General features: G+C 67.5%; 14 protein-coding genes. 9 read left to right on the top strand and 5 right to left on the bottom strand.

What is annotated here, in order from left to right; genetic code table 11:
* Window positions 1-245: 245 nt before the first annotated feature.
* Window positions 246-1,595, top strand: coding sequence for a dicarboxylate/amino acid:cation symporter (locus HGB51_RS07505; protein WP_070209373.1), 1,350 nt, complete (start codon window positions 246-248; stop codon window positions 1,593-1,595).
* 262 nt (window positions 1,596-1,857) lie between these two features.
* Window positions 1,858-4,146, top strand: a complete 2,289-nt coding sequence (locus HGB51_RS07500) for an NADP-dependent malic enzyme (protein WP_070209372.1) — start codon at window positions 1,858-1,860, stop codon at window positions 4,144-4,146.
* A 390-nt stretch (window positions 4,147-4,536) separates the two neighbouring features.
* On the opposite strand, the gene HGB51_RS07495 is transcribed toward HGB51_RS07500, so the two are convergent.
* Window positions 4,537-7,866, bottom strand: a complete 3,330-nt coding sequence (locus HGB51_RS07495; protein ID WP_171966822.1) for a GH92 family glycosyl hydrolase — start codon at window positions 7,864-7,866, stop codon at window positions 4,537-4,539.
* Window positions 7,867-8,191: 325 nt separating this feature from the next.
* Here HGB51_RS07495 and HGB51_RS07490 point away from each other — a divergent pair, with 325 nt between their 5' ends.
* The 4 genes from HGB51_RS07490 (at window position 8,192) to HGB51_RS07475 (ending at window position 11,380) form a co-directional block, all read left to right on the top strand.
* Window positions 8,192-8,389 carry a zinc-finger domain-containing protein gene (locus HGB51_RS07490; protein WP_070209583.1) on the top strand — a complete coding sequence of 66 codons (198 nt, stop codon included), beginning with the start codon at window positions 8,192-8,194 and terminating at the stop codon, window positions 8,387-8,389.
* A 16-nt stretch (window positions 8,390-8,405) separates the two neighbouring features.
* Window positions 8,406-9,518, top strand: a complete 1,113-nt coding sequence (locus tag HGB51_RS07485) for a glycosyltransferase (protein WP_070209582.1) — start codon at window positions 8,406-8,408, stop codon at window positions 9,516-9,518.
* Window positions 9,499-10,824 carry an O-antigen ligase family protein gene (locus tag HGB51_RS07480; RefSeq protein WP_070209585.1) on the top strand — a complete coding sequence of 442 codons (1,326 nt, stop codon included), beginning with the start codon at window positions 9,499-9,501 and terminating at the stop codon, window positions 10,822-10,824. The genes HGB51_RS07485 and HGB51_RS07480 overlap by 20 nt, the downstream gene beginning before the upstream one ends.
* Before the next feature lie 121 nt (window positions 10,825-10,945).
* Window positions 10,946-11,380: an REP-associated tyrosine transposase gene (locus tag HGB51_RS07475; protein WP_070209584.1), complete on the top strand. Its 435-nt coding sequence runs from the start codon at window positions 10,946-10,948 to the stop codon at window positions 11,378-11,380.
* Window positions 11,381-11,487: 107 nt separating this feature from the next.
* Here the strand turns inward: HGB51_RS07475 and waaA are convergent, their stop codons facing one another.
* Window positions 11,488-12,786 carry a lipid IV(A) 3-deoxy-D-manno-octulosonic acid transferase gene (gene waaA, locus HGB51_RS07470; RefSeq protein ID WP_171966770.1) on the bottom strand — a complete coding sequence of 433 codons (1,299 nt, stop codon included), beginning with the start codon at window positions 12,784-12,786 and terminating at the stop codon, window positions 11,488-11,490.
* A 67-nt stretch (window positions 12,787-12,853) separates the two neighbouring features.
* On the opposite strand from waaA, the gene HGB51_RS07465 reads away from it, so the two are divergent.
* Complete coding sequence (locus tag HGB51_RS07465; RefSeq protein WP_070208845.1) at window positions 12,854-13,774, top strand: LpxL/LpxP family Kdo(2)-lipid IV(A) lauroyl/palmitoleoyl acyltransferase; 921 nt, start codon at window positions 12,854-12,856, stop codon at window positions 13,772-13,774.
* A 307-nt stretch (window positions 13,775-14,081) separates the two neighbouring features.
* Here the strand turns inward: HGB51_RS07465 and HGB51_RS07460 are convergent, their stop codons facing one another.
* The 3 genes from HGB51_RS07460 to HGB51_RS07450 form a co-directional block, all read right to left on the bottom strand.
* Window positions 14,082-15,446, bottom strand: a complete 1,365-nt coding sequence (locus HGB51_RS07460; protein ID WP_070208846.1) for a TolC family outer membrane protein — start codon at window positions 15,444-15,446, stop codon at window positions 14,082-14,084.
* A 16-nt stretch (window positions 15,447-15,462) separates the two neighbouring features.
* Window positions 15,463-16,110, bottom strand: a complete 648-nt coding sequence (locus tag HGB51_RS07455) for a protein-L-isoaspartate O-methyltransferase family protein (protein ID WP_070208847.1) — start codon at window positions 16,108-16,110, stop codon at window positions 15,463-15,465.
* 135 nt (window positions 16,111-16,245) lie between these two features.
* A complete protein-coding gene (locus HGB51_RS07450) occupies window positions 16,246-16,917 on the bottom strand; it encodes a TetR/AcrR family transcriptional regulator (RefSeq protein ID WP_070208848.1) in 672 nt (223 codons plus the stop codon).
* 125 nt (window positions 16,918-17,042) lie between these two features.
* Between HGB51_RS07450 and HGB51_RS07445 the strand changes: the two genes are divergently transcribed.
* Both HGB51_RS07445 and HGB51_RS07440 read left to right on the top strand, forming a co-directional pair.
* Window positions 17,043-18,173 (top strand): efflux RND transporter periplasmic adaptor subunit, encoded by a 1,131-nt coding sequence (locus HGB51_RS07445; RefSeq protein ID WP_070208849.1) that lies wholly within the window; start codon window positions 17,043-17,045, stop codon window positions 18,171-18,173.
* Between the two features lie 3 nt (window positions 18,174-18,176).
* Window positions 18,177-21,341, top strand: coding sequence for an efflux RND transporter permease subunit (locus tag HGB51_RS07440; protein ID WP_070208850.1), 3,165 nt, complete (start codon window positions 18,177-18,179; stop codon window positions 21,339-21,341).
* The last annotated feature ends 57 nt before the right edge of the window (window positions 21,342-21,398 follow it).

Here is a 21,398-nt window from a genome sequence, read left to right as displayed (position 1 = left end):
TCAAAAAAGTGGGGCAGTACAAGAACGGCCGCGAGCGGGAAAACTGTGGGCCCACAAGGCCCGGAACGACACGGCCACCCGCCGCCGTGGGGGCGCGGTGCCGTTGCAGTGTAGGCACTGGGGGTGGCTGAACAGGGGGGCTAGTACCAATAGGTTATCTGCGTGGCGATGCAGCCGGCGTAAAAAGACCACGCCCGATGCCGCCGCCTGCGGCCGGCATCCCCGTGACACTGCCGGAGTTTCCCATGCACATTCCCACCGCTGCCCCCCTGGCAGCCAAGCCGTTGCCGTTCTATCGCCAGCTGTATTTCCAGGTGGTGGTGGCGATCGTGCTGGGCGCCATTCTCGGCCATTACGAGCCGGCCTTCGCCGAATCGCTCAAGCCGCTGGGCGATGGCTTTATCAAACTGGTGAAGATGATCATCGCCCCGGTGATCTTCCTGACCATCGTCACCGGCATCGCCGGCATGACCCACCTGCGTACCGTGGGCCGGGTGTTCGCCAAGTCGATGGCCTACTTCCTGTTCTTCTCCACCCTGGCGCTGATCGTGGGCATGGTGGTGGCGCACGTGGTGCAGCCCGGCGCCGGCATGAACATCAACCCGGCCGACCTGGACCAGACCGCGGTGCACAGCTACGTGGAGAAATCCCACGAGCTGACCCTCACCGGGTTCGTGATGGACATCATTCCGGCCACGCTGGTCAGCGCGTTCGTGGATGGCAACATCCTGCAGGTGCTGTTCGTGGCGGTGCTGTTCGGTATTTCGCTGGCCTTGGTGGGTGAGCGCGGCCGCCCGGTGCTCACCTTCCTGGAGGCCCTGACCGCCCCGGTGTTCCGCCTGGTGCACATCCTGATGAAGGCCGCGCCGATCGGTGCATTCGGTGCCATCGCCTTCACCATCGGCAAATACGGGGTGGGGTCGCTGATCAACCTGGCCTGGCTGGTGGGTTCGTTCTATCTCACCGCGTTCCTGTTCGTGGCGGTGATCCTGGGCGTGGTCTGCCGCATGTGCGGGTTCTCGGTGTTCAAGCTGGCCCGTTACCTGAAGGCCGAGCTGCTGCTGGTGCTGGGCACCTCGTCCTCCGAATCGGCGCTGCCGTCGCTGATGGAGAAGATGGAAAAGGCCGGCTGCAGCAAGTCGGTGGTGGGCCTGGTGGTTCCCACCGGCTACTCGTTCAACCTGGACGGCACCAACATCTACATGACCCTGGCGGCGCTGTTCATTGCCCAGGCCACCAATACCGAACTGACCCTGGGCCACCAGATCGCGCTGCTGCTGGTGGCGATGCTGAGCTCCAAGGGCGCGGCCGGCGTGACCGGCGCGGGCTTCATCACCCTGGCCGCCACCCTGGCCGTGGTGCCGGAGGTGCCGGTGGCCGGCATGGCGCTGATCCTGGGCGTGGACCGCTTCATGAGCGAATGCCGCTCGCTGACCAACTTCATCGGCAATGCGGTGGCCACCGTGGTGGTCTCGCGCTGGGAAGGCGCGCTGGACCGCGACCGCCTGGCGCTGGCGCTGGACGGCCGCGAAGCCGAGCTGCCGCCGCTGGCCACCGACGACCTGCCGTCGCCGCTGCCGGCCCCGGCCCGCTGAGGTTGACCCCTTACACGCCCTCCCCCCGAGTGTGTGTGGCCGGGCCCCGCCGTCCTCCCGGGCGGCGGGGCCCGGCTTTTTTCAATGCAGTATCCTGATGATGTTGTCTGTCATCGGAACCCGGCAGGCTGGCAGCACATACGCCAGCGAACGGCCTGTTTTGTGCGGTCGCAGCACCATCGCGACAGCGTAGCGACAGGTCCGCCTACGCCAACGGGGGTATGATCCCCTGTTCCTCTCGCCCATTCATCTGCAGAAAGCGATGTCCAACGAAGATTTCAAACAGGCCGCCCTCGACTATCACCGCATGTCGCCGCCGGGCAAGATCAAGGTCACGGCGACCAAGCCGATGCTGACCCAGCGCGACCTGTCGTTGGCCTATTCGCCGGGCGTGGCACACGCCTGTGAAGCGATCATGGCCGACCCTCAGCAGGCCAGCGAGCTCACCGCGCGCGGCAACCTGGTGGCGGTGATTTCCAACGGTACCGCCGTGCTGGGCCTGGGCAACATCGGCCCGCTGGCCGGCAAGCCGGTGATGGAAGGCAAGGGCGTGCTGTTCCAGAAGTTCGCCGGCATCGATGTGTTCGACATCGAAATCAATGAAAACGACCCGGACAAGCTGGTCGACATCATTGCCTCGCTGGAGCCGACCTTCGGCGGCATCAACCTGGAAGACATCAAGGCGCCGGAATGCTTCGTGGTGGAGCGCAAGCTGCGCGAGCGCATGAACATTCCGGTGTTCCATGACGACCAGCACGGCACCGCGATCATCGTGGGTGCAGCGGTGCTGAACGCCATGGTGGTCACCGGCAAGAAGATCGAGGAAGTGAAGCTGGCCACCACCGGCATGGGTGCGGCGGGCGTGTCCTGCGTGAACATGCTGGTTTCGCTGGGGCTGAAGCCGGAGAACATCCTGGCCTTCGACCGCGAGGGCGTGATCCACACCGGCCGTGCCGACCTGGACCCGGAAAAGAAGCGCTACGCGCGCGACACCGACAAGCGCACGCTGGCCGAGATCGTCGACGGCGCCGATATCTTCCTGGGCCTGTCGGCCCCGGGCATCCTCACTGCGGACATGGTCAAGACCATGGCCAAGGACCCGGTGATCTTCGCGCTGGCCAACCCGACCCCGGAAATCATGCCGGAACTGGCGCGCAGCGTGCGCCCGGACGCGCTGATCGGCACCGGTCGTTCGGACTACCCGAACCAGATCAACAACGTGCTGTGCTTCCCGTACCTGTTCCGTGGTGCGCTGGACGTGGGCGCGACCGCGATCAACGAAGAAATGAAGATCGCCTGCGTGCACGCGATCGCCGCCATGGCACGCCGCGAAGCCAGCGACCTGGGTTCGGCCTATGGCGATGAAACCCCGAGCTTCGGCCGCGATTACCTGATTCCGCGCCCGTTCGACCGCCGCCTGCTGGTGGAGCTGTCGGCCGCCGTGGCCCAGGCCGCGATGGACTCGGGCGTGGCGACGCGTCCGGTCGCCGACATGGGCGCCTACCGCGAGAAGCTGGCGCAGTTCGTGTACCGCACCAGCCTGATGATGAAGCCGGTGTACGACCGTGCGCGCGCCGACAAGCAGCGCGTGGTGTATGCCGAGGGCGAAGAAGAAGTGGTGCTGCGCGCGGTGCAGAACGTGGTCGACGAAGGCCTGGCCTTCCCGATCCTGATCGGCCGCCCGGACGTGATCGAGTCGCGCATCGAGCGCATGGGCCTGCGCATGAAGGCAGGCACCGACTTCGATGTGACCAACATCAACGACGACCCGCGCTTCAACGAGTACTGGCAGTACTACCACAACCTCACCGGCCGCCGTGGCGTCACCGTGGCGGCAGCGAAGAACCTGATGCGCTCGCGCCCGACCCTGATCGCGGCGGTGATGGTGGCGCGCGGCGAAGCCGATGCCCTGCTGACCGGCGTGGTCGGCCGCTTCCACAAGAAGCTGGGCTATGTGCGCAGCGTGCTGCCGCTGGAGTCCAAGGTCACCTCGACCTCGGCGATGACCGGTGTGATCAACCAGCAGGGCGTGTTCTTCTTCGTGGACACCCACGTGCAGGAAGACCCGACCGCCGAGCAGATCTGCGAAGCCACGCTGCAGGCGGCCTACCGCATGAAGCTGTTCGGGATCGAACCGAAGGTGGCGCTGCTTTCGCACTCCAACTTCGGCAGCCACGATTCCAAGGACGCGCTGAAGATGCGTACCGTGCGCACCCTGCTGCTCAAGCGCAACCCGCGTTTGAACGTGGACGGTGAAATGCAGGGCGACACCGCATGGGACGAAGCGCTGCGCCAGAAGCTGCTGCCGGACAGCACGCTGAAGGGCCGCGCCAACCTGTTCGTGCTGCCCAATCTGGAAGCGGCCAACATCGCCTACAACCTGGTGCGCGTGTTCACCGACGGCGTGGCGATCGGCCCGATCCTGATGGGCGTGGCCAAGCCGGCGCACATCCTCACCACCAGCGCGACCTCGCGCCGCGTGTTGAACATGACCGCCATTGCGGCGGTGGATGCGCAAATCCGGAAGCAGCTGGAATCGGAAAAGGCGTAACGGGTCGCCCCGGCCGTTGGCTGGACGCCTGTAAAACAAAGGGATCGGTGCCTTGGCGCCGATCCCTTTTACGTTTCACACCCTGCCACTTTCCCGCAGCCGCACCGTAACCCGGATGCAACCTCGTACTGGCCCAATATGCCCACGCGGCCCGGCTTGGCGGTGGTCCTTGAGACCCTGCCACCCCGGGCCCGACCACGCCAGGTCAGCCCACGGGCGCCATAGTGACGAACGCGTCGTCACGCGCCCGGGCAGTTCCGCGCCAACCGGAACACCGCTCTGATACATGGAGGATAGGCCGGGTAGAGCCACGCCCTGCGTGGCTGCATTCCGGTCAGGCCACGGCAAAGCCACGCAGTGCGTGGCTCTACCGGGGGACCGATTACCGAATCACGGCGCCAACAACTCCACTTCCGCCAACTGCGCACGCCCGGACCCTTCCACCCGCAACCGGTACTCGGCATAACGACCGGGCTTGGCAATCCGGAACGGCCGCGTCTGCTGCGACCACTCGAAGCTCTCACCCGTACGCTGGTCCAGCGCAACCCATTTGCCACCGGCCGTGCGCGCCTCCAGCGTCCACTTCGCCCCACGAATCGGCGAATTGCCACTGGTCAGCGTGTACATCGTCGGCGCACCCTCGGCCACGCCGGTGAACACCACGGTCCCCGCGCCGCCAATCGGCACCACCGTACCCGCGTCATCGTCGATCAGCGCAGCCAGCTCGCGGCCATTCTCCGCCGTCGCCCGCGCGCCCTTGCCCAGCAGGTCGTGCAGGATCGCCGGGCGCTCACCGCGTGCGGTGAGCGAGCGCGGCGCGTCATCCGGCCCGGTACCCCAGGTGGACGGCGCCGGCCCCATCTCAAAGTCCAGCGTCGCGCCCTTGGCGATCACATCGTGCGGCACCCACGTCTTGGTCCACGGCTGGCCGTTGATCTTCAACGACTGCACGTAGATGTTGCGGTCGGAGTTGTTCGGCGCATTCACGGTCAGCACCGCGCCGCCCTGCAGCTCGACCTTGGCGTGCTTGAACGCCGGCGAGCCGATCGCATATTCCGGCGACCCCATGCGCAGCGGGTACAGGCCCAGCGAGGCGAGCACGTACCAGGCCGAGGTCTCGCCATTGTCTTCATCGCCCGGATAACCCTGGCCAATCTCGCTGCCCACATACAGGCGCGACAGGATCTCGCGCACATGCTGCTGCGTCTTCCACGGCTGTCCCGCGTACAGGTACATCCACGGAATGTGGTGCGAGGGCTGGTTGCTGTGCGCGTACATGCCCATGCGCACGTCGCGCGCTTCGGTCATTTCATGGATGGTGCCGCCGTAGGAACCGGAGAAGGCCGGGTCTGCGGTTTCCGGCGTGCTGAAGAACGTGTCCAGCTTCTCGGCCAGCTTGGCGCGGCCACCGTACAGGCCGGCCAGGCCTTCACCGTCGTGCGCGGCAGTGAAGGCGAACGTCCAGCCGTTGGATTCGGTGTAGTCGTGGCCCCACACGCGCGGGTCGTACTTTTTCGCATCCACGCGCCAGCTGCCGTCGTCGTTGCGGCCCTGGAAGAAGCCGGCGGCCGGGTCGAACACGGTGCTGTACACGCCGGCCCGCGCGCGGAAGTACGCCGCTTCGGTGGTGTAACGCTCACGCGCGGCCGCACTGTTGGCACGCTTGGCCAACGCCTCGGCCATGTTGGCGATGCCGAAGTCGTTGAGCGCGCCTTCCATCGTCCACGACATGCCTTCGTGCACGTCCGCACTGGCGTAGCCACGGAAGGTGGAGCGGTCCATGCCCTTGCGGCCGACATGGCGGTCCGGCGGCACCACCGTCGCGTTTTTCAGCGCGGCCTGGTAGGCCTCGTCCGGGTCGAAGCCGGTGATGCCCTTGAGGTAGGCATCGGCGAAGGCCACGTCGGAGCTGGTGCCCACCATCAGGTCGGCGTAGCCCGGCGAGGACCAGCGTGCCACCCAGCCACCGGCGCGGTACTGCTCCAGGAAGCCCTGCACCAGCGCGCCGGCGTCGTCCGGAGTGAACAGCGCATAGGCCGGCCAGGTGGTGCGGAAGGTGTCCCAGAAGCCGTTGTTGACGTACACCTTGCCGTCGCGGATCGGCGCGAAGCTGCGCACCGCGCTGCCGTCGGTGTTGTTGTCTTCGGCGCTGGCCTGGCTGGCGTAACGCCAGTCCGGTGCTGCTGCGGTGCCGGCGTTCTCGAAGCCCGAGTTGGGATACAGGTACAGGCGGTACAGGCTGGAATACAGCGTGGTCTTCTGGTCGTCGCTGGCCTGGCCGATGTCGAAGCGGGCCAGGCGCTGGTCCCAGGCATCCTGCGCGCGCGCGGCAACGCTGTCCAGGGTGTCGGCGCTGGAGAGCTCCAGCGCCAGGTTGTGGCGGGCCTGTTCCACCGAAATGAGCGAGGTGGCGATGCGCATGTTCACGCGGCGGTCGCTGCCCAGGTCGAACTTGATGTACGCCGTCGGGCGGCCGGTGTCGATGCGGCCGCTGCTGCGCCAGGGCCTGTCGAAGCTGGCCACCACGTACATGCGGGTGGCGCCGTTGGACAGGCCGCTGCGCACGTCGGTGTAGCCGGACAGGGTCTGCGTGGCCGCGTCCAGGGTCAGCCCGCCGCGTGCGTCCACGTTGTCGAACAGCAGGTTGGCGTCGCCGTCCTTCGGGAAATCGAACTGGAACAGCGCGGCATGGTCGGTCGGCGCGATCGCCGCCGCGATGCCGTTGTCGAAGCGCACCGCGTAGCGGTACGGGCGCGCGCTTTCGTTGTCGCGGTCGAAGGCCAGTGCGCGCTTGGCGCGGTCGGCTTCGGGCACGCCATGGCTGGCCGAGGGCATCACCTGGAAGGTCTGGCGGTCGCCCATCCACGGGCTGGGCTGGTGGCTCAGGGCCAGCGCCTGCAGCTGCGGGCGGTTGGCGGCGTTGTTCTGCTCGTTCCAGCGGTACAGCCAGTTCAGTGCGCCGGCGTCGGTGACCGGGGTCCAGAAGTTGAAACCGTGCGGCACCGCCGTGGCGGGGAAGTTGTTGCCGCGCGAGAAGGTGCCGTTGGCCTGGGTGCCACGGGTGGTGAGCACCCAGTCGGAGGGGCGGGCCGGCGCGGTGCGCGGCTGGCTGTCCAGGCGTACGTCGTCGATCCAGCCCGACACCGGCGCGTTCGCGGCGCTGGCCAGGGCCAGCTCCACGCCGACCACGCGGCGGCCGCGCAGCGCGGGCACGTCGCCCAGGCGCACCGACTTGTGCGCCCACTGCTGCGGGTACAGCGTCTTCGAGTCGCCCTGGGCCATGGCGCCGAGCGCGATGCCGTGCAGGTCGCGCGCGTCGCTGGCCGAAACGCGGCTGCCGTCGTCCAGCATCAGGTCGAGCGAGACATAGGTGGAGGCCACGGTGTCGTCGCCGACGATCTCCGGCAGCACCAGCCAGGACAGGGTGGTGTCGGCGTCGACGGTCACGTCGGTGGCGAACAGCTTCGTGCTGGCGGTGCCGCCGGCGCTGGCGTAGTGCAGGGCATGCAGGCCGCTGTAGCCGACCCCCGACTTGGCGGCGTATGGCGCCTTCGGCCCCGCGCCGATCTTCACCTGCACGCCGTTCTGGCTGGCCTGCGGGGCCGGTTCACCCGGCTCGAACGAGGTCTGCAGGCCCTGTGCGAAGGCGGGCGAGCAGGCCAGGGCAAGCGCGAGCGGAAGCAGGGCGCGGCGGGCAGGACGGGGGTGCGGCAGGGTCATGCAGGGATCTCCCGGGTGGGACAGGCGGCAGGGCAAGCCCGCATCGGCGACCTCGGCAGACAGCAGCGCGCCGGCCGCCCGGGAAGGGCAGTCGAAGCGATGCAGGTCCGGCGGGGGACGGGCCATGCGATCGGGTGTTTGATCGGAACGCGTCCGATCCTGCAACACCCGGCGCGGCTCCGCAAGTGAAATTAGTTCGATCTAAACCCGGAAAAATCGCATGTCGGGGTTTCCGGGCGGCGGCGCGGCGCCGGACCGGCGGCATCGCGCGGTGGCCCCCGGGTGCTAGAATCGTGGCCCTCGCAATCCCTTTCGTGTCCACGCCATGAGCCATACCGCCACCGCGCCCGCCAATGCTGAAAAGCGTTACACCGTGCACCGCAGCGACCTGCCGCTGAGCTGCCCGACGCCGGAAATGGCGCTGTGGAACTCGCACCCGCGCGTGTACCTGCCGATCGAAGACGAGGCCAACGGCGAAGCCGCGTGCCCGTACTGCGGTTCGGTGTTCGTGCTGGCCGACTGAGCAGGCACCACTGAACATGCGCCGATTGACCGTGGTGCAGCTGCTGCCGGCGCTGCACTCCGGCGGGGTCGAGCGCTCAACGCTGGAAATCGCCGCCGCGCTGGTCGCGGCCCGGCACCGCGCGATCGTGGTGTCGGCCGGTGGCCGGCTGGTGGAACCGCTGTTGGCCAGCGGCGCCGAACACCTCACCCTGGACATCGGCCGCAAGTCGCTGTGGACGCTGCGCCACGTGCGCACGCTGCGCAACCTGCTGGCCGAAACGGGTGCGGACATCGTCCATGCCCGCTCGCGGCTGCCGGCCTGGCTGGGGCTGTACGCGGTGCGCAACCTGCCTGCTGCCACGCGCCCGCACTGGGTCACCACCGTGCACGGGCTGAATTCGCCCAGCCGCTACAGCGCGGTGATGACCAGTGGCGAGCGGGTGATCTGTGTCTCCAACACCGTGCGTGAGTTCGTGCTCACCCATTACCCGAGCGTGCCGGCCGAGCGCCTGCAGGTGATTCCGCGTGGCGTGGACGTGGCCCAGTTTCCGCGCGTCGGTCGACAGGACCGGCGCCCACGGCTGGCGGTGGCCGCGCAGCATCCGGCGCTGGCCGGTGATGCGCCGCTGCTGTTGCTGCCCGGACGTGGCACCCGGCTCAAGGGACATGGCCACGCGCTGACGCTGCTGGCTGGGCTGCATGCCGCCGGGGTGCCGGCGAAGCTGTGGATGCCGGGTACCCGTGAGCCGGGGCGCGAACGCTACGTCGACGAGCTTGAAGCGCAGGCGCGCAGCCTGGTCATCGCCGACGCCGTGCTGATGACGCCCCCCACCTCGCGCATCGCAGAAGCGTATGCGGCCAGCGACCTGGTGCTGCAGCTGTCCGACAAACCCGAGGCATTCGGCCGCACCGTGGTCGAATCGTTGTCGGTGGGCCGACCTGTACTGGGCTGGAACCACGGCGGGGTGGGCGAGCTCCTGCAACACCTCCAGCCATCGGGCGCGGTACCCTTGGGCGACGCCGACGCTCTGCTGGCGCGCGCGCTGCAGTTGCTGGCGCAGGCGCCGGCGCTGCCTTCGCGCATTCCGTTCACCCTGCAGGCGATGCAACGTGACACGCTCCAGCTCTATACCTCCCTCGCTGGCTGAGCCGCTGAAGGCGCCGGGTTCGCCGGGCTTCCGCGCGGGCCGCTGGGCGCCGTGGTGGGTGATCGCCTTCGTGGCGCTGCTGCCGCTGCCCGGCATTGCCGAAACCGTGCTGGGGCTGGGGGCGATCTATGCCGCCGCGCGCATGGTGCAGCTGCGCCTGCAGGGCAAGCAGCGCATGCTCAGCAGCCCGGCGTGGGCGCTGACCAGCATTCTGTTCCTGGGCTACTGGCTGCCGCAGGCGTTTTCCGCCTTCGATGCGATCGACCCCGGCACGGCCTGGCGCAAGACCGCTGCCGGGCTGCGCTACCTGCCGTTCATGTGGCTGGTGGCAATTGCGGTGGGCACGTCGGAGCGGCGCGCGCTGACCTTGAAGGGCATTGCCGTGATCACCGGTATCTGGACGCTGGATGGGCTGGCGCAGGCGGCGTTCGGCACCAGCCCGCTGTTCTGGTCGATGGATCAGTTGAAGTGGGCGATCAGTGGCCATGGCCTGTGCCCGCCGGCGGAAATGGCGGCGGCGGATCGGTTGAGTGGCGTGCTGGGCCCGTGCAACCTGAAGTTCGGCCAGGTGCTGGCGAGTCTGTCGCCGTTCCTGTTGTTTGCTGCAGCGGCGCGGTTCGGGCGCTGGGGCTGGATGGTGTCCGCTGCGGCGCTGGGCGTGGTGCTGGTGCTGGCGGGTTCGCGCGCGGCGTGGCTCACCTATGCGCTGGTGCTGGTGTTCTCCGGCTGGCGCCTGCTTGGCGCACGCACGCTGCTGGCCTGCGTGGCGGTGGGGCTGGTGGTGGCGGTTGGATTGGGCGTGGGCTCGTCGCAGGTCCGCGATCGCCTGGAGCGCACCGCGATGGCGTGGGAAGGGGAGAGCGACGGCGTCAACCAGGCGTTGTCCGGACGCGCGCAGATCTGGGCGGCGGCGGGTTGCATGATCGAACAGCATCCCATCAACGGCGTAGGCGCCCGCGGTTTCCGCGACGCGTACCCGGAGTGCAATCCGCGCCCGGAAGCGCAGGAAGTGTGGGGCGCCGGCCCGGCCCTGCACGCGCACCAGATCCTGCTGGAAATCCTGGCTGAAACCGGCGTGCTGGGCCTGCTGCTATGGCTGGCCGCAGCCGCGCAGGCATGGCGCGCCTGGCGTTTCGCACCGAACGCCGCCCGCGAGCGCGCGCGCCCGGCCATGCTGGCGCTGGCCGTCACCGTATTCCCGCTCAACACCCACCTGGCGTTCTATTCCACCTTCTGGGGCGGCCTGACGCTGTTGCTGGCCGCGTTGTACGCAGGCAGCCTTCTTGCCAGCGACGAACCCCGGTAGAGCCACGCCCTGCGTGGCTGCTTTTCTTCAAACATCCCGATAGCCACGCAGGGCGTGGCTCTACCGCCTGGTGCGGCATTCGGCGATATCTGCCGCGTCCTGCTGCCCCCATCGTGTGGACATGTCCAGTCCACGTCTCCGCCACGGTCGCGTCTCCGAAATCGGGTACTTCTACATCCTCACCACCGTCGTGGACGGCCGGCGGCGTCTCTTCGAAGACGAGGGCAACGCAGAGCTGGTGATCGACGCGCTGCGGCATGTTGAGCGCAGCGGTCGAAGCTGGTCCCTGGCCTGGGTGGTAATGCCGGATCACGTGCACTGGCTGATGGAGCTGCGGCGCGGCACGCTTGCGACCTGCATGAATGTGTTCAAGTCATACAGCAGCCGGAAGCTGGGCGGGAAACGGGTGTGGCAACACGGCTACTACGACCATGCAGTGCGCAATGATGAGTCGCTGGAGCGTCAGGCGCGGTACATCGTGGAAAATCCGCTACGCGCGGGGCTCGCCGAAAAAATAGGGGGATACCCCTATGCCTGGTGTCGCTGGGACCGGTAGAGCCACGCCCTGCGTGGCTGCTCTTCCTTCGGGCGCCGCGACAGCCACGCAGGGCGTGGCTCTACCGTGCGTGTCCGGGCACCGCGACAGCCACGCAGGGCGTGGCTCTACCCCAACGGCGGCGGCAATTTTGGGGCTATCAGCTCCACCGTGCGCTTCAACGCGCCACGCCCATTGCTGACCAGCGCGCAGCCGGCGCTGGCCATGTCTTCGCGGGCCTGCGGGTCGCGCAGCAGTGCCAGCAGTGCATCGCCCACACCGGTCACGTCATCGGCAATCAGCACCGCGCCGGCTTCGCGCATGCGCCGGGAAATCTCGGCGAAGTTGTGCAGGTGCGGGCCAGTCACCGTGGCGGTGCCCATCGCGGCCGGCTCAAGCAGGTTGTGCCCGCCGATCGGCTGCAGGCTGCCACCGACGAAGGCGACCTGCGCGCAGCCGTAGAACGCCATCAACTCGCCCAGCGTGTCGATCACGAACACATCGCTGTCGGCCTGCGGCCACTGCTGCTGGCGGCGCGTGCTGACCTTCCAGCCCTGTTCGCGAGCCAGCGCTTCGACACGGGGGAACCGCTCGGGATGGCGCGGCGCCCACAGCAGCAGCAGGCCGGGAATCTCCGCGCGCAGGCGCCGGTGCAGGTCGATGGTGGCCTGCTCCTCGCCCTCATGGGTGCTGGCGGCGATCCACACCGGTCGCGCACTTGGTACGGCCGCGTGGAAGTGGGCGGTGAACTCGCGCACGTTCGGGGTGGCGATGTCGAACTTCAGGTTGCCCAGCGGCTGCACCTGCTCGGGCAGAGCGCCCAGCTGGATGAAACGTTCGGCGTCGTCGGCCGACTGCGCGGCCACGCAGGTCACCGTGCGCAGGGTGCGTCCGATCAGCGGGCGCAGCAGGCGGTAGCCGCGCAGCGAGCGGGCCGACAGCCGCGCATTGAGGATGTACACCGGGATGCCGCGGTCGCGGCAGCCAAACAGCAGGTTCGGCCACAGCTCGGTTTCGAGGATCAGCGCCAGGCTGGGCTTGAAGTGGCCCAGGAAGCGGCCGACGCTGCCGGGCACGTCGTAGGGCAGGTACACGTGGTCCACCGCGTCGCCCCACAGCGCGCGCACCCGTTCCGAGCCGGTCGGGGTGATGGTGGTGATCACCCAGCGGATGTCCGGGCGCAGCTGGCGCAGCGCGTTGACCAGCGGCGCGGCGGCATTCACCTCGCCCACCGACACCGCGTGCAGCCAGACCCGGGGCTGGGCGCTGGAATGCGGGTAGGACGCGTAACGCTCATCCCAGCGCTGGAAGTACTCGCGCACCCGGAAACCCCGCCAGACCAGGTGGTACACGGTGATCGGCAACAGCAGGTACAGCACGACCGAGTACAGGCCGCGCAGGATCCATTCGACAGGGCTTTTACGCATGTACGGAGGATACGGGAGCGGCACCGGGAAAGACATGCGCGGCCGCCGCATGACTTAGAATCGGGGCATGTCCGATAACGCTTCCACCGCCACCCGGCCGTCCCTGCGCAATCCGCGGCACTGGCCGACCTTCGCCTTCATCCTGGCCGCCTTCGTGGTCGCCCAGCTGCCCTGGGGCCTGCAGCGCGCGCTGGGCCGTGGCGTGGGCACCGTGGCCTATCACGTGGCCAGCAGCCGCCGCCGCGCGGCCGAGGTGAACCTCAAGCTGTGCTTCCCGGAAAAGGACGACGCCTGGCGCCAACGCCTGCTGCGCGACAGCTTCGACGCATTGGGCGTGGGTATCTTCGAATTCGCCCGGGCCTGGTGGGGCAGCATCGACAGCATCCGACCCAAGGTCCAGGTGGAAGGCCTGGAGCACCTCAAGCAGATGCAGGCCGAAGGTCGTGGCGTGCTGCTGGTGTCGGGCCACTTCATGACCCTGGAGATGTGCGGCCGGCTGCTGTGCGACCACGTGGATCTTTCGGGGATGTACCGCAAGCACCGCAACCCGGTGTACGAATGGGCAGTGAAGTTCGGCCGGCTACGGTACGCCAAGGCGATGTATGCCAATGAAGACATCCGCGCCACGGTGCGGCATCTGAAGAAAGGCGGCTTCCTGTGGTACGCGCCGGACCAGGACATGCGTGGCAAGGACACGGTGTTCGTGCCGTTCTTCGGCCATACCGCGTCGACCATTACCGCGACGCACCAGCTGGCGCGGATGACGGGGTGCGCGGTGATTCCGTATTTCCACCGTCGCGAAGGTGGGAAGTATTTCCTGAAGATCGGTGCGCCGTTGGAAAACTTCCCCAGCGAAGATGTGGAAGCGGATACCGCGCGGGTCAACCAGGCGATCGAAGCGATGGTGCGTGAGGCGCCAGACCAGTACCTGTGGATCCACCGGCGGTTCAAGCGGCAGCCGGGTGGACGGAGCGATTACTACAAATGACGGCACTCGCCGGGTAGAGCCACGCCGCGCCGCATGACCGACGGGCGCCAGTAGGATGAGCGCATCGCCATGCGCGCGGAACCTGCCGCCAACACGGGACGTGATTCACGCGTGGCTGCAGTGTCGAACGAAGACATGTTCCTGCGCAGCCACGCAGGGCGTGGCTCTACCGGGTCGAACGAAGACATGTTCCCGCGCAGCCACGCAGGGCGTGGCTCTACCGGATGGAACGAAGACATGTTCCAGGACCAGGTACGAAAAAAGCCACCCTTGCGGGTGGCTTTTTCGTTTCCGCTTTGCGGTACGGTCAGTTGTTGACCGTGGTGCTCGGCGTTGCCGCCTGCTGGGTCAGCAGGCGGTTGATGTCCTGCAGTTCGGCGATGTCCAGCACGCCCACTGCCTGGCCCAGCAGCAGCCGGTTCTGCAGGAAGGTGTAGCGCGCGTTGGCGTACTCGAGCTGGGCCGCGAACAGGATGCGCTGGTTCTGGATCACGTCCAGCACGGTGCGGGTACCCACTTCCAGGCCCACCTGCGAGGCGTCATACGCGCTCTGTGCCGAGACCACCGCCAGGCGGCGCGCTTCCACTTCGCTGATGCCTGCCTTCAGGGTCTGGTAGGCGTTGCGGGTGTTGCGGTCCAGGGCACGCTTCTGCTGCTCGTAACCGTCCTGGGCGATGTCGCGCTGTGCCAGGGCCTGGCGCACGCCGGACTGGGTGGCGCCGCCGGAGAAGATCGGCACGCTCAGGGTCAGGCCGATGCTGTTGCTGCGCGCATCCGGGCTGAAGTTCGAGCCGCTGCCCACCACGTCGCCCCAGCTGGCCTGGCGGCCGGCGCTGGCACCCAGCGACAGGGTCGGGTAGTGGCCACCACGTGCGGCCTGGACGCTGGATTCGGCAGCGCTGACCTTCAGCTCCTGCGCCTTCAGCGCCGGGTTCTGTTCGACCGAACGGTTCACCAGCTCGTCGACGGTGGCGTACTTGGCCGGCAGTTCCGGACGGAAGTCGGTCGGCAGCGCGCGCAGGTCGGTGACCGGCTGGCCGGTCAGTTCGGTCAGTGCCTGGTAGGAGTCGGCCAGGGTGTTCTGCGCCACGATGGTGTTGGCGCGGGCCTGGTCGTACTGGGCGCGCGCTTCATGCACGTCGGTGATCGGGGCCAGGCCCACTTCCAGGCGCTTGTCGGCGAAGTCGAACTGCTTCTTGGCGGCCGCTTCGTTGGTCTGCGCGGCCGACAGCGATTCGATGCCCACCAGCACGTTGAAGTACGCCGCCGAGGTGCGCACGATCAGGTCGTCGTTGGCCGAATCCAGGGTGAAGTCCGCCGCCTTGCTCAGCTCGCGCTGCGAACGCAGGTTGGAGATCTGGGTCCAGTTGAACAGCGTCTGCGACGCGTTGACGCCGTAGTTGCGGTTCTTGGTGGTGTACGAATTCGAGCTGATGTCGTGGTTCGGGTTGGTGCGGTTCTGCGTCAACGACGCCTCGCCGTTGATCTGCGGCAGCAGTGCCGCACGCGCCTGCACGGCGCCTTCCTTGTCGAACAGACGGGTCGATTCTGCGGCGGACAGCTGCGGATCGCCGTTGCGCGCCATTTCGTAGACCTGCAGCAGGTCGGCGGCAGAGGCGGTCATGGGCAGCAGTGCGGCGGCCAGCGCAATAGCGAGGGATCGGCGGATCATTGCGGCTTCCTTGGACTCAGAGTTGGAACTGGGGTGCCGGCGCGGCACCGCGCAGGTAGTCGATATCGGTTTCAAACAGGGAATCGATGCTGCCATCGGCCTTGACCAGGACTGCTTCCATCACCGGCGACTGGCCGCGGATCACGTACAGGCGACCGTTCGGGCGCAGCCACTGGGTGAAGCGGGCCGGGATGGTGTCGACCGCGCCGGTCACGCAGATCGCGTCGAAGCGGCGTTCGGTTTCCCAGGTCAGCGCGTCGGCGGTTTCAATGCGGACGTTGGTGCCCAGGCCCTTGGCGTCCAGGTTGGCGCGCGCGGTGGCGGCCAGTTCCGGCTGGATTTCCAGGCTCAGTACTTCGCGGGCCAGCGCGCCCATGCAGGCACTCAGGTAGCCGCTGCCGGTGCCGATTTCCAGCACTTCGTCGCCGGGCTGGAGGTCCAGCGCCTGCAGGGTGCGGCCCTCGATGACCGGCTTCATCATCTTCTGGCCGAAGCCCAGCGGCAGTTCCACGTCGGTGTAGGCAAGCTTGCGGTGCGTTTCGGCGACGAACGCCTCGCGCGGCAACTGTGCCAGTACATCGAGCACACGGATGTCCAGCACGTCCCAGGGACGGATCTGCTGTTCAACCATCAGTTCGCGGGCGTGGGCGTAATCGATCGTCATGAGGTTCTAATCCAGCGCAGTGGGCCGGCCATTTTACCGGTGCCGGGAGCCGGCGGCGCACTGGGAGCATCGCTGCCGTCGCGCCGGGGTCGCAGTGCCGGAAGTCACCGCGACCTCCAGCTATTCATCTTGGTGTCACCGCGCGGGGCGGGTGGCGTAGGCCCTCAGGAAGAAAGTGACGCTTTCCTCCACGTGGGTGGTGGCGTCGCACTCGGCCGGGGCCGGTCGCAGCCCGCACATCATATGCGTATGCAGCTCGCCTTTGATGAGGGTGAAGAACTGCAGGGCGGCGGTGTGGAAGTCGCTGATCTCCAGCTCGCCGCGCTCGGTGCGGGCGCGCAGGAACTCGGCCAGGGCATCGCTGGTGCGCTGCGGGCCGGCTTCCCAGAACATCTCGCGGATCCGGTCGTCGGTATCCGGGGCCATCATCACCCGCTGCACGGCCACCGCGGCCGGAGAGGTGATCATGTTGAAGAACGCCCGCCCGATGCCCAGCAGCTGCTCGCGCAGGGCGCCTTCGGCGTCGGTGACGAACAGCGCGTCGGGCAGCATCTCGACGCAGGTGGACTTCACAGCTTCGGTGAAAAGCGTCTCTTTGTCGCCGAAATGGCTGTAAACGGTGAGCTTGGACACGCCGGCCTGGGCCGCGATGCTGTCCATGCTGACGCCGCCGTACCCCTGTTCGACGAACAATGCCTTGGCCGCGTCCAGGATCGCCGCGCGCTTGCCCAGATCCTTTGGGCGACCGGGTCCGGCGGCCTTGGCAGCGGGCTTGGACGAGGCGGCAGGAGCGGTGGGATCGGTCATGCAAACAATACTAGACCAATCGGTTCGATATTTATACTATACCGGCTGGTTCACTATTATCCGTCGTGGAATAGAGTGTCGCATTCCACGCGGTCTTCCTCCGGTACTTCAAGGTCCGAGACCTCATGAACAAGTTGCAATGGATGGGCAGTGGCCTGCTGGCGTTGATGCTGGCAGCGTGTGGCAAGCAGGACGCCGAACCGGCCGCACCGATCCCGGTGCTGGTGGTGCAACCGGGCACGGTGAGCGGCCAGGAAGTGGCCGCGTATCCGGGTGAGGTGCATGCCCGCGAGGAAAGTCCGCTGTCGTTCCGGGTTGGGGGCAACCTGGTCAAGCGGCATGTCGATGCCGGCCAGCGCGTGCGCAAGGGCGACCTGCTGGCCGAACTGGACGCGGCCGACTTCGCGGCCCAGGCCAGCGCGTCGCAGGCGCAGCTGGCTGCCGCCGAGGCCGACCTGGTGCGCGCCCGCGATGACCAGAAGCGCTACGCCACGCTCGCTGAGCAGCAGCTGGTCAGCAAATCCACGCTGGATGCGCAGACCGCCGCATTCAAGGCCGCGCAGGGCCAGGCCAACGCCGCCCGCGCCAACCTGGCGGTGGCCCGCAACCAGACCGGCTACGCGCAGCTGCGTGCGCCGACCGACGGCGTGATCGCCAGCCGCCAGGCCGAAGCCGGGCAGGTGGTCGGCGCCGGGCAGACGGTGTTCACGCTGGCCGCCGACGGCGGCCGCGAGGTGCTGATCGCGCTGCCGGAAAGCACCATCCGCGATTACAAGGTCGGCCAGGAGGTGCAGGTCGAGTTGTGGAACCGTCCGGGCCAGATGCTGCCGGGCACGATCCGCGAGATCGCGCCGGCCGCCGACGCGCAGGCACGTACCTACGCGACCCGCGTCAGCCTGGCGCCGGAAGCGCTGGCCGAAGTGGAACTGGGCCAGAGCGCGCGCGTGTTCGCCGCCGCCGGCCGCAGTGGCACCCTGCAGTTGCCGCTGGGTGCGGTGCTGCGCGGTGCCAACGGCGCGCCCAGCGTGTGGGTGGTGAACCCGGCCAACGGGGCGCTGAAATCCACGCCGGTCACGGTAGGTGCGTACGGTCCCGAATCGGTGCCGGTGCTTTCCGGCGTGGCCGCGCAGGATTGGGTGGTCGCTGCGGGCGGGCACCTGCTGCGCGAAGGCCAGGTGGTGACCCCGGTCGACCGGCAGAACCGGCCGGTGCTGACGCCGGCCGCCGCGCCGGCTGCCGCAGCCAAGGCGCACTGACCCGTGCGCCGCTTCAATCTTTCCGAGTGGGCACTGGGCAACCGCGCGCTGGTGCTGTTTGCCATGCTCGCCTTCGCCATCATCGGTGCGTGGTCGTACAAGCACTTGGGCCAGTCCGAGGATCCGCCGTTCACCTTCAAGGTGATGGTGGTGCGCACGCTGTGGCCGGGCGCCACCGCCGAGCAGGTCTCGCGGCAGGTGACCGAGCCGATCGAAAAGGCGCTGTTGAACACCGGGCAGTACGAGTTCATCCGCTCGTACTCGCGCCCGGGCGAGTCGCAGGTGATCTTCGTGGCGCGCGACAGCCTGCGTTCCAAGGCGATTCCCGACCTGTGGTACCAGGTGCGCAAGCGGGTGGGCGACATCAAGCCGACGTTGCCGCGCGAGATCGTGGGGCCGTTCTTCAACGATGAGTTCGGCGACACCTTCGGCAACATCTATGCGTTGACCGGGCAGGGCTTCGACTACGCGGTGATGCGCGACTACGCCGACCGCATCCAGCTGGAGCTGCAGCGGGTGCCGGACGTGGGCAAGATCGAGCTGGAAGGCCTGCAGGACGAGAAGATCTGGATCGAGCTGTCCAACACCAAGCTGGCCACGCTGGGCGTGTCGCTGCAGCAGGTGCAGCAGGCGCTGGCCGACCAGAACGCGATCACCGCGACCAGCTTCTTCGAAACGCCGACCGACCGCGTGCAGCTGCGCGTGACCGGCCAGTTCCAGAGCGTGGACGATATTCGTCGCTTCCCGATCCAGGCGGGCGACCGCACCCTGCACCTGGGCGACATCGCCGAGATCAAGCGCGGCTTCGCCGACCCGGCCTCGCCGAAGATGCGCTTCATGGGCGAGGACGCGATCGGCATTGCGGTGGCGATGAAGGACGGCGGTGACATCCTGAAGCTGGGTTCGACCCTGGACGCGGAGTTCGAACGCCTGCAGAAGACGCTGCCGGCGGGAATGCAGCTGCGCAAGGTCTCCGACCAGCCGCATGCGGTGGAAGAGTCGGTCGGCGAGTTCGTGCAGGTGCTGACCGAGGCGGTGGTGATCGTGCTGCTGGTGAGCTTCTTCTCGCTGGGGCTGCGCACCGGGCTGGTGGTGGGCGTGACCATTCCGCTGGTGCTGGCGATGACGTTCTTCGTCATGCACTACTTCGACATCGGCCTGCACAAGATTTCGCTGGGCGCGCTGGTGCTGGCGCTGGGCCTGCTGGTGGACGATGCGATCATCGCGGTGGAGATGATGGCCACCAAGATGGAGCAGGGCTACGACCGCCTGCGCGCGGCGAGTTTTGCGTGGGAGTCCACTGCATTTCCGATGCTGACCGGTACGTTGATCACGGCGGCGGGCTTCCTGCCGATCGCGACGGCGGCGTCGAGCACGGGCGAGTACACGCGTTCGCTGTTCCAGGTGGTGACCATTGCGCTGGTGGTGTCGTGGATCGCGGCGGTGCTGTTCATTCCGTACCTGGGCGACAAGATGCTGCCGGACCTGTTCAATCCGCAGCCGCCGAAGCCGGGCAGTTTCGCGGCGCGCTGGCATGCGCGGCGGCAGGCGTGGGGTGATCGGTTCCCGGCGCTGGCGCGGTTCATCGTGCCCAAGCAGCACGCGCACGACCACGATCCGTACCAGCGGCCGTTCTATACGCGCTTCCGGCGATTCCTGGACGGCTGCCTGCGCCATCGCTGGTGGGTGATCGCGGCGACGGCGGCGTTGTTCGTGTTCTCGCTGCTGATGTTCCGCTTCGTGCCGCAGCAGTTCTTCCCGGATTCGACCCGGCCGGAGCTGATGGTGGACATCGAGCTGGCCGAAGGTGCGTCGCTGCAGGCGACGCAGGCACAGGCGCACAAGCTGGAGAAACTGCTGAAGGGGCGGGAGGGCATCAGCAACTACGTGGCCTACGTGGGCACGGGGTCGCCGCGCTTCTACCTGCCGCTGGACCAGCAGCTGCCGGCGACCAATTTCTCGCAGTTCGTGGTGTTGACCGAGAACGCGGAGGCGCGTGAGGCGACTCGCAGCTGGTTGCTGAAGGAGGTGATCCCGCAGTTCCCGGACGTGCAGATGCGGGTGACGCGTCTGGAGAACGGGCCGCCGGTGGGCTATCCGGTGCAGATGCGGGTTTCGGGCGAGCATATCGAGCAGGTGCAGGCGATCGCGCGCAAGGTGGAGGCGAAGGTGCGGGAGAACCCGCACGTGATGAACGTGAACCTGGACTGGAGCGAGCCGAGCAAGGTGGTGCGGCTGGTGATCGACCAGGACCGTGCGCGGGCGCTGGGGGTAAGCAGTGCACAGGTGAGCCAGTTGCTGGGCACGTCGCTGTCGGGGATGAGCGTGAGCACGTATCGGGAGGGCAACCGCCTGATCGAGATGCTGCTGCGCGGTCCGGACAATGAGCGGGTGCGGCTGGACATGCTGGGCAGCCTGGCAATTCCGACGGCCAGCGGTACGTCGGTGACGCTGTCGCAGGTGGCGCGGCTGGAGTATGTGTTCGAGGACGGGATCATCTGGCATCGCAACCGGTTGCCGACGGTGACGGTGCGTGCGGACATCGGCGACGGGAAGCAGCCGCTGGATGTGGTGCAGCAGTTGTTGCCGACGCTGGAAGGAATCCGGGCGGAGCTTCCGTCGGGGTATCTGCTGGAGACGGGCGGTACGGTGGAGGATTCGGCGCGTGGCCAGAATTCGATCAAGGCGGGCATGCCGTTGTTCCTGATCGTGGTGGCGACGTTGCTGATGCTGCAGCTGCGCAGTTTCTCGCGGGCGGCGATGGTGCTGGTGACGGCGCCGCTGGGGATCATCGGGGCGACGCTGTTCCTGCTGCTGTTCCGGGCGCCGTTCGGGTTCGTGGCGTTGCTGGGTACGATTGCGCTGGCGGGCATGATCATGCGCAATTCGGTGATCCTGATCGATCAGATCCAGCAGGACATCGATGCGGGGCATGACCGCTGGCACGCGATCATCGATGCGACGGTGCGCCGTTTCCGTCCGATCGTGCTGACCGCGCTGGCGGCGGTGCTGGCGATGATTCCGCTGTCGCGCAGCGCGTTCTATGGGTCGATGGCGATCTCGATCATGGGCGGGCTGATCGTGGGCACGGTGTTGACGCTGGTGTTCCTGCCGGCGTTGTATGCGGCATGGTTCCGGGTTAAACCGGATGAGGCTGGGGAAGCGTAAAGCGCAAAGCGGCGGCGTTTCAGTTCTTACGTGCAGGGGCGGCCGCCGGGCAGCCCC

Source organism: Stenotrophomonas bentonitica (assembly GCF_013185915.1).
GTDB classification, from domain to species: Bacteria; Pseudomonadota; Gammaproteobacteria; order Xanthomonadales; family Xanthomonadaceae; genus Stenotrophomonas; species Stenotrophomonas bentonitica.
The sequence above is the reverse complement of the archived record's forward strand: the minus strand, read 5'-3'. Positions and strand labels throughout refer to the sequence as shown.

What these genes read in the sequence shown, in the direction of transcription:
- HGB51_RS07490 (WP_070209583.1), top strand. Translation starts at nt 8,192, where the DNA reads ATGAGCCATACCGCCACCGCGCCCGCCAATGCTGAAAAGCGTTACACC.
- HGB51_RS07495 (WP_171966822.1), bottom strand. Translation starts at nt 7,866, where the DNA reads ATGACCCTGCCGCACCCCCGTCCTGCCCGCCGCGCCCTGCTTCCGCTC.
- HGB51_RS07460 (WP_070208846.1), bottom strand. Translation starts at nt 15,446, where the DNA reads ATGATCCGCCGATCCCTCGCTATTGCGCTGGCCGCCGCACTGCTGCCC.
- HGB51_RS07500 (WP_070209372.1), top strand. Translation starts at nt 1,858, where the DNA reads ATGTCCAACGAAGATTTCAAACAGGCCGCCCTCGACTATCACCGCATG.
- HGB51_RS07485 (WP_070209582.1), top strand. Translation starts at nt 8,406, where the DNA reads ATGCGCCGATTGACCGTGGTGCAGCTGCTGCCGGCGCTGCACTCCGGC.
- HGB51_RS07465 (WP_070208845.1), top strand. Translation starts at nt 12,854, where the DNA reads ATGTCCGATAACGCTTCCACCGCCACCCGGCCGTCCCTGCGCAATCCG.
- HGB51_RS07455 (WP_070208847.1), bottom strand. Translation starts at nt 16,110, where the DNA reads ATGACGATCGATTACGCCCACGCCCGCGAACTGATGGTTGAACAGCAG.
- HGB51_RS07505 (WP_070209373.1), top strand. Translation starts at nt 246, where the DNA reads ATGCACATTCCCACCGCTGCCCCCCTGGCAGCCAAGCCGTTGCCGTTC.
- HGB51_RS07450 (WP_070208848.1), bottom strand. Translation starts at nt 16,917, where the DNA reads ATGACCGATCCCACCGCTCCTGCCGCCTCGTCCAAGCCCGCTGCCAAG.
- HGB51_RS07475 (WP_070209584.1), top strand. Translation starts at nt 10,946, where the DNA reads ATGTCCAGTCCACGTCTCCGCCACGGTCGCGTCTCCGAAATCGGGTAC.
- HGB51_RS07445 (WP_070208849.1), top strand. Translation starts at nt 17,043, where the DNA reads ATGAACAAGTTGCAATGGATGGGCAGTGGCCTGCTGGCGTTGATGCTG.
- waaA (WP_171966770.1), bottom strand. Translation starts at nt 12,786, where the DNA reads ATGCGTAAAAGCCCTGTCGAATGGATCCTGCGCGGCCTGTACTCGGTC.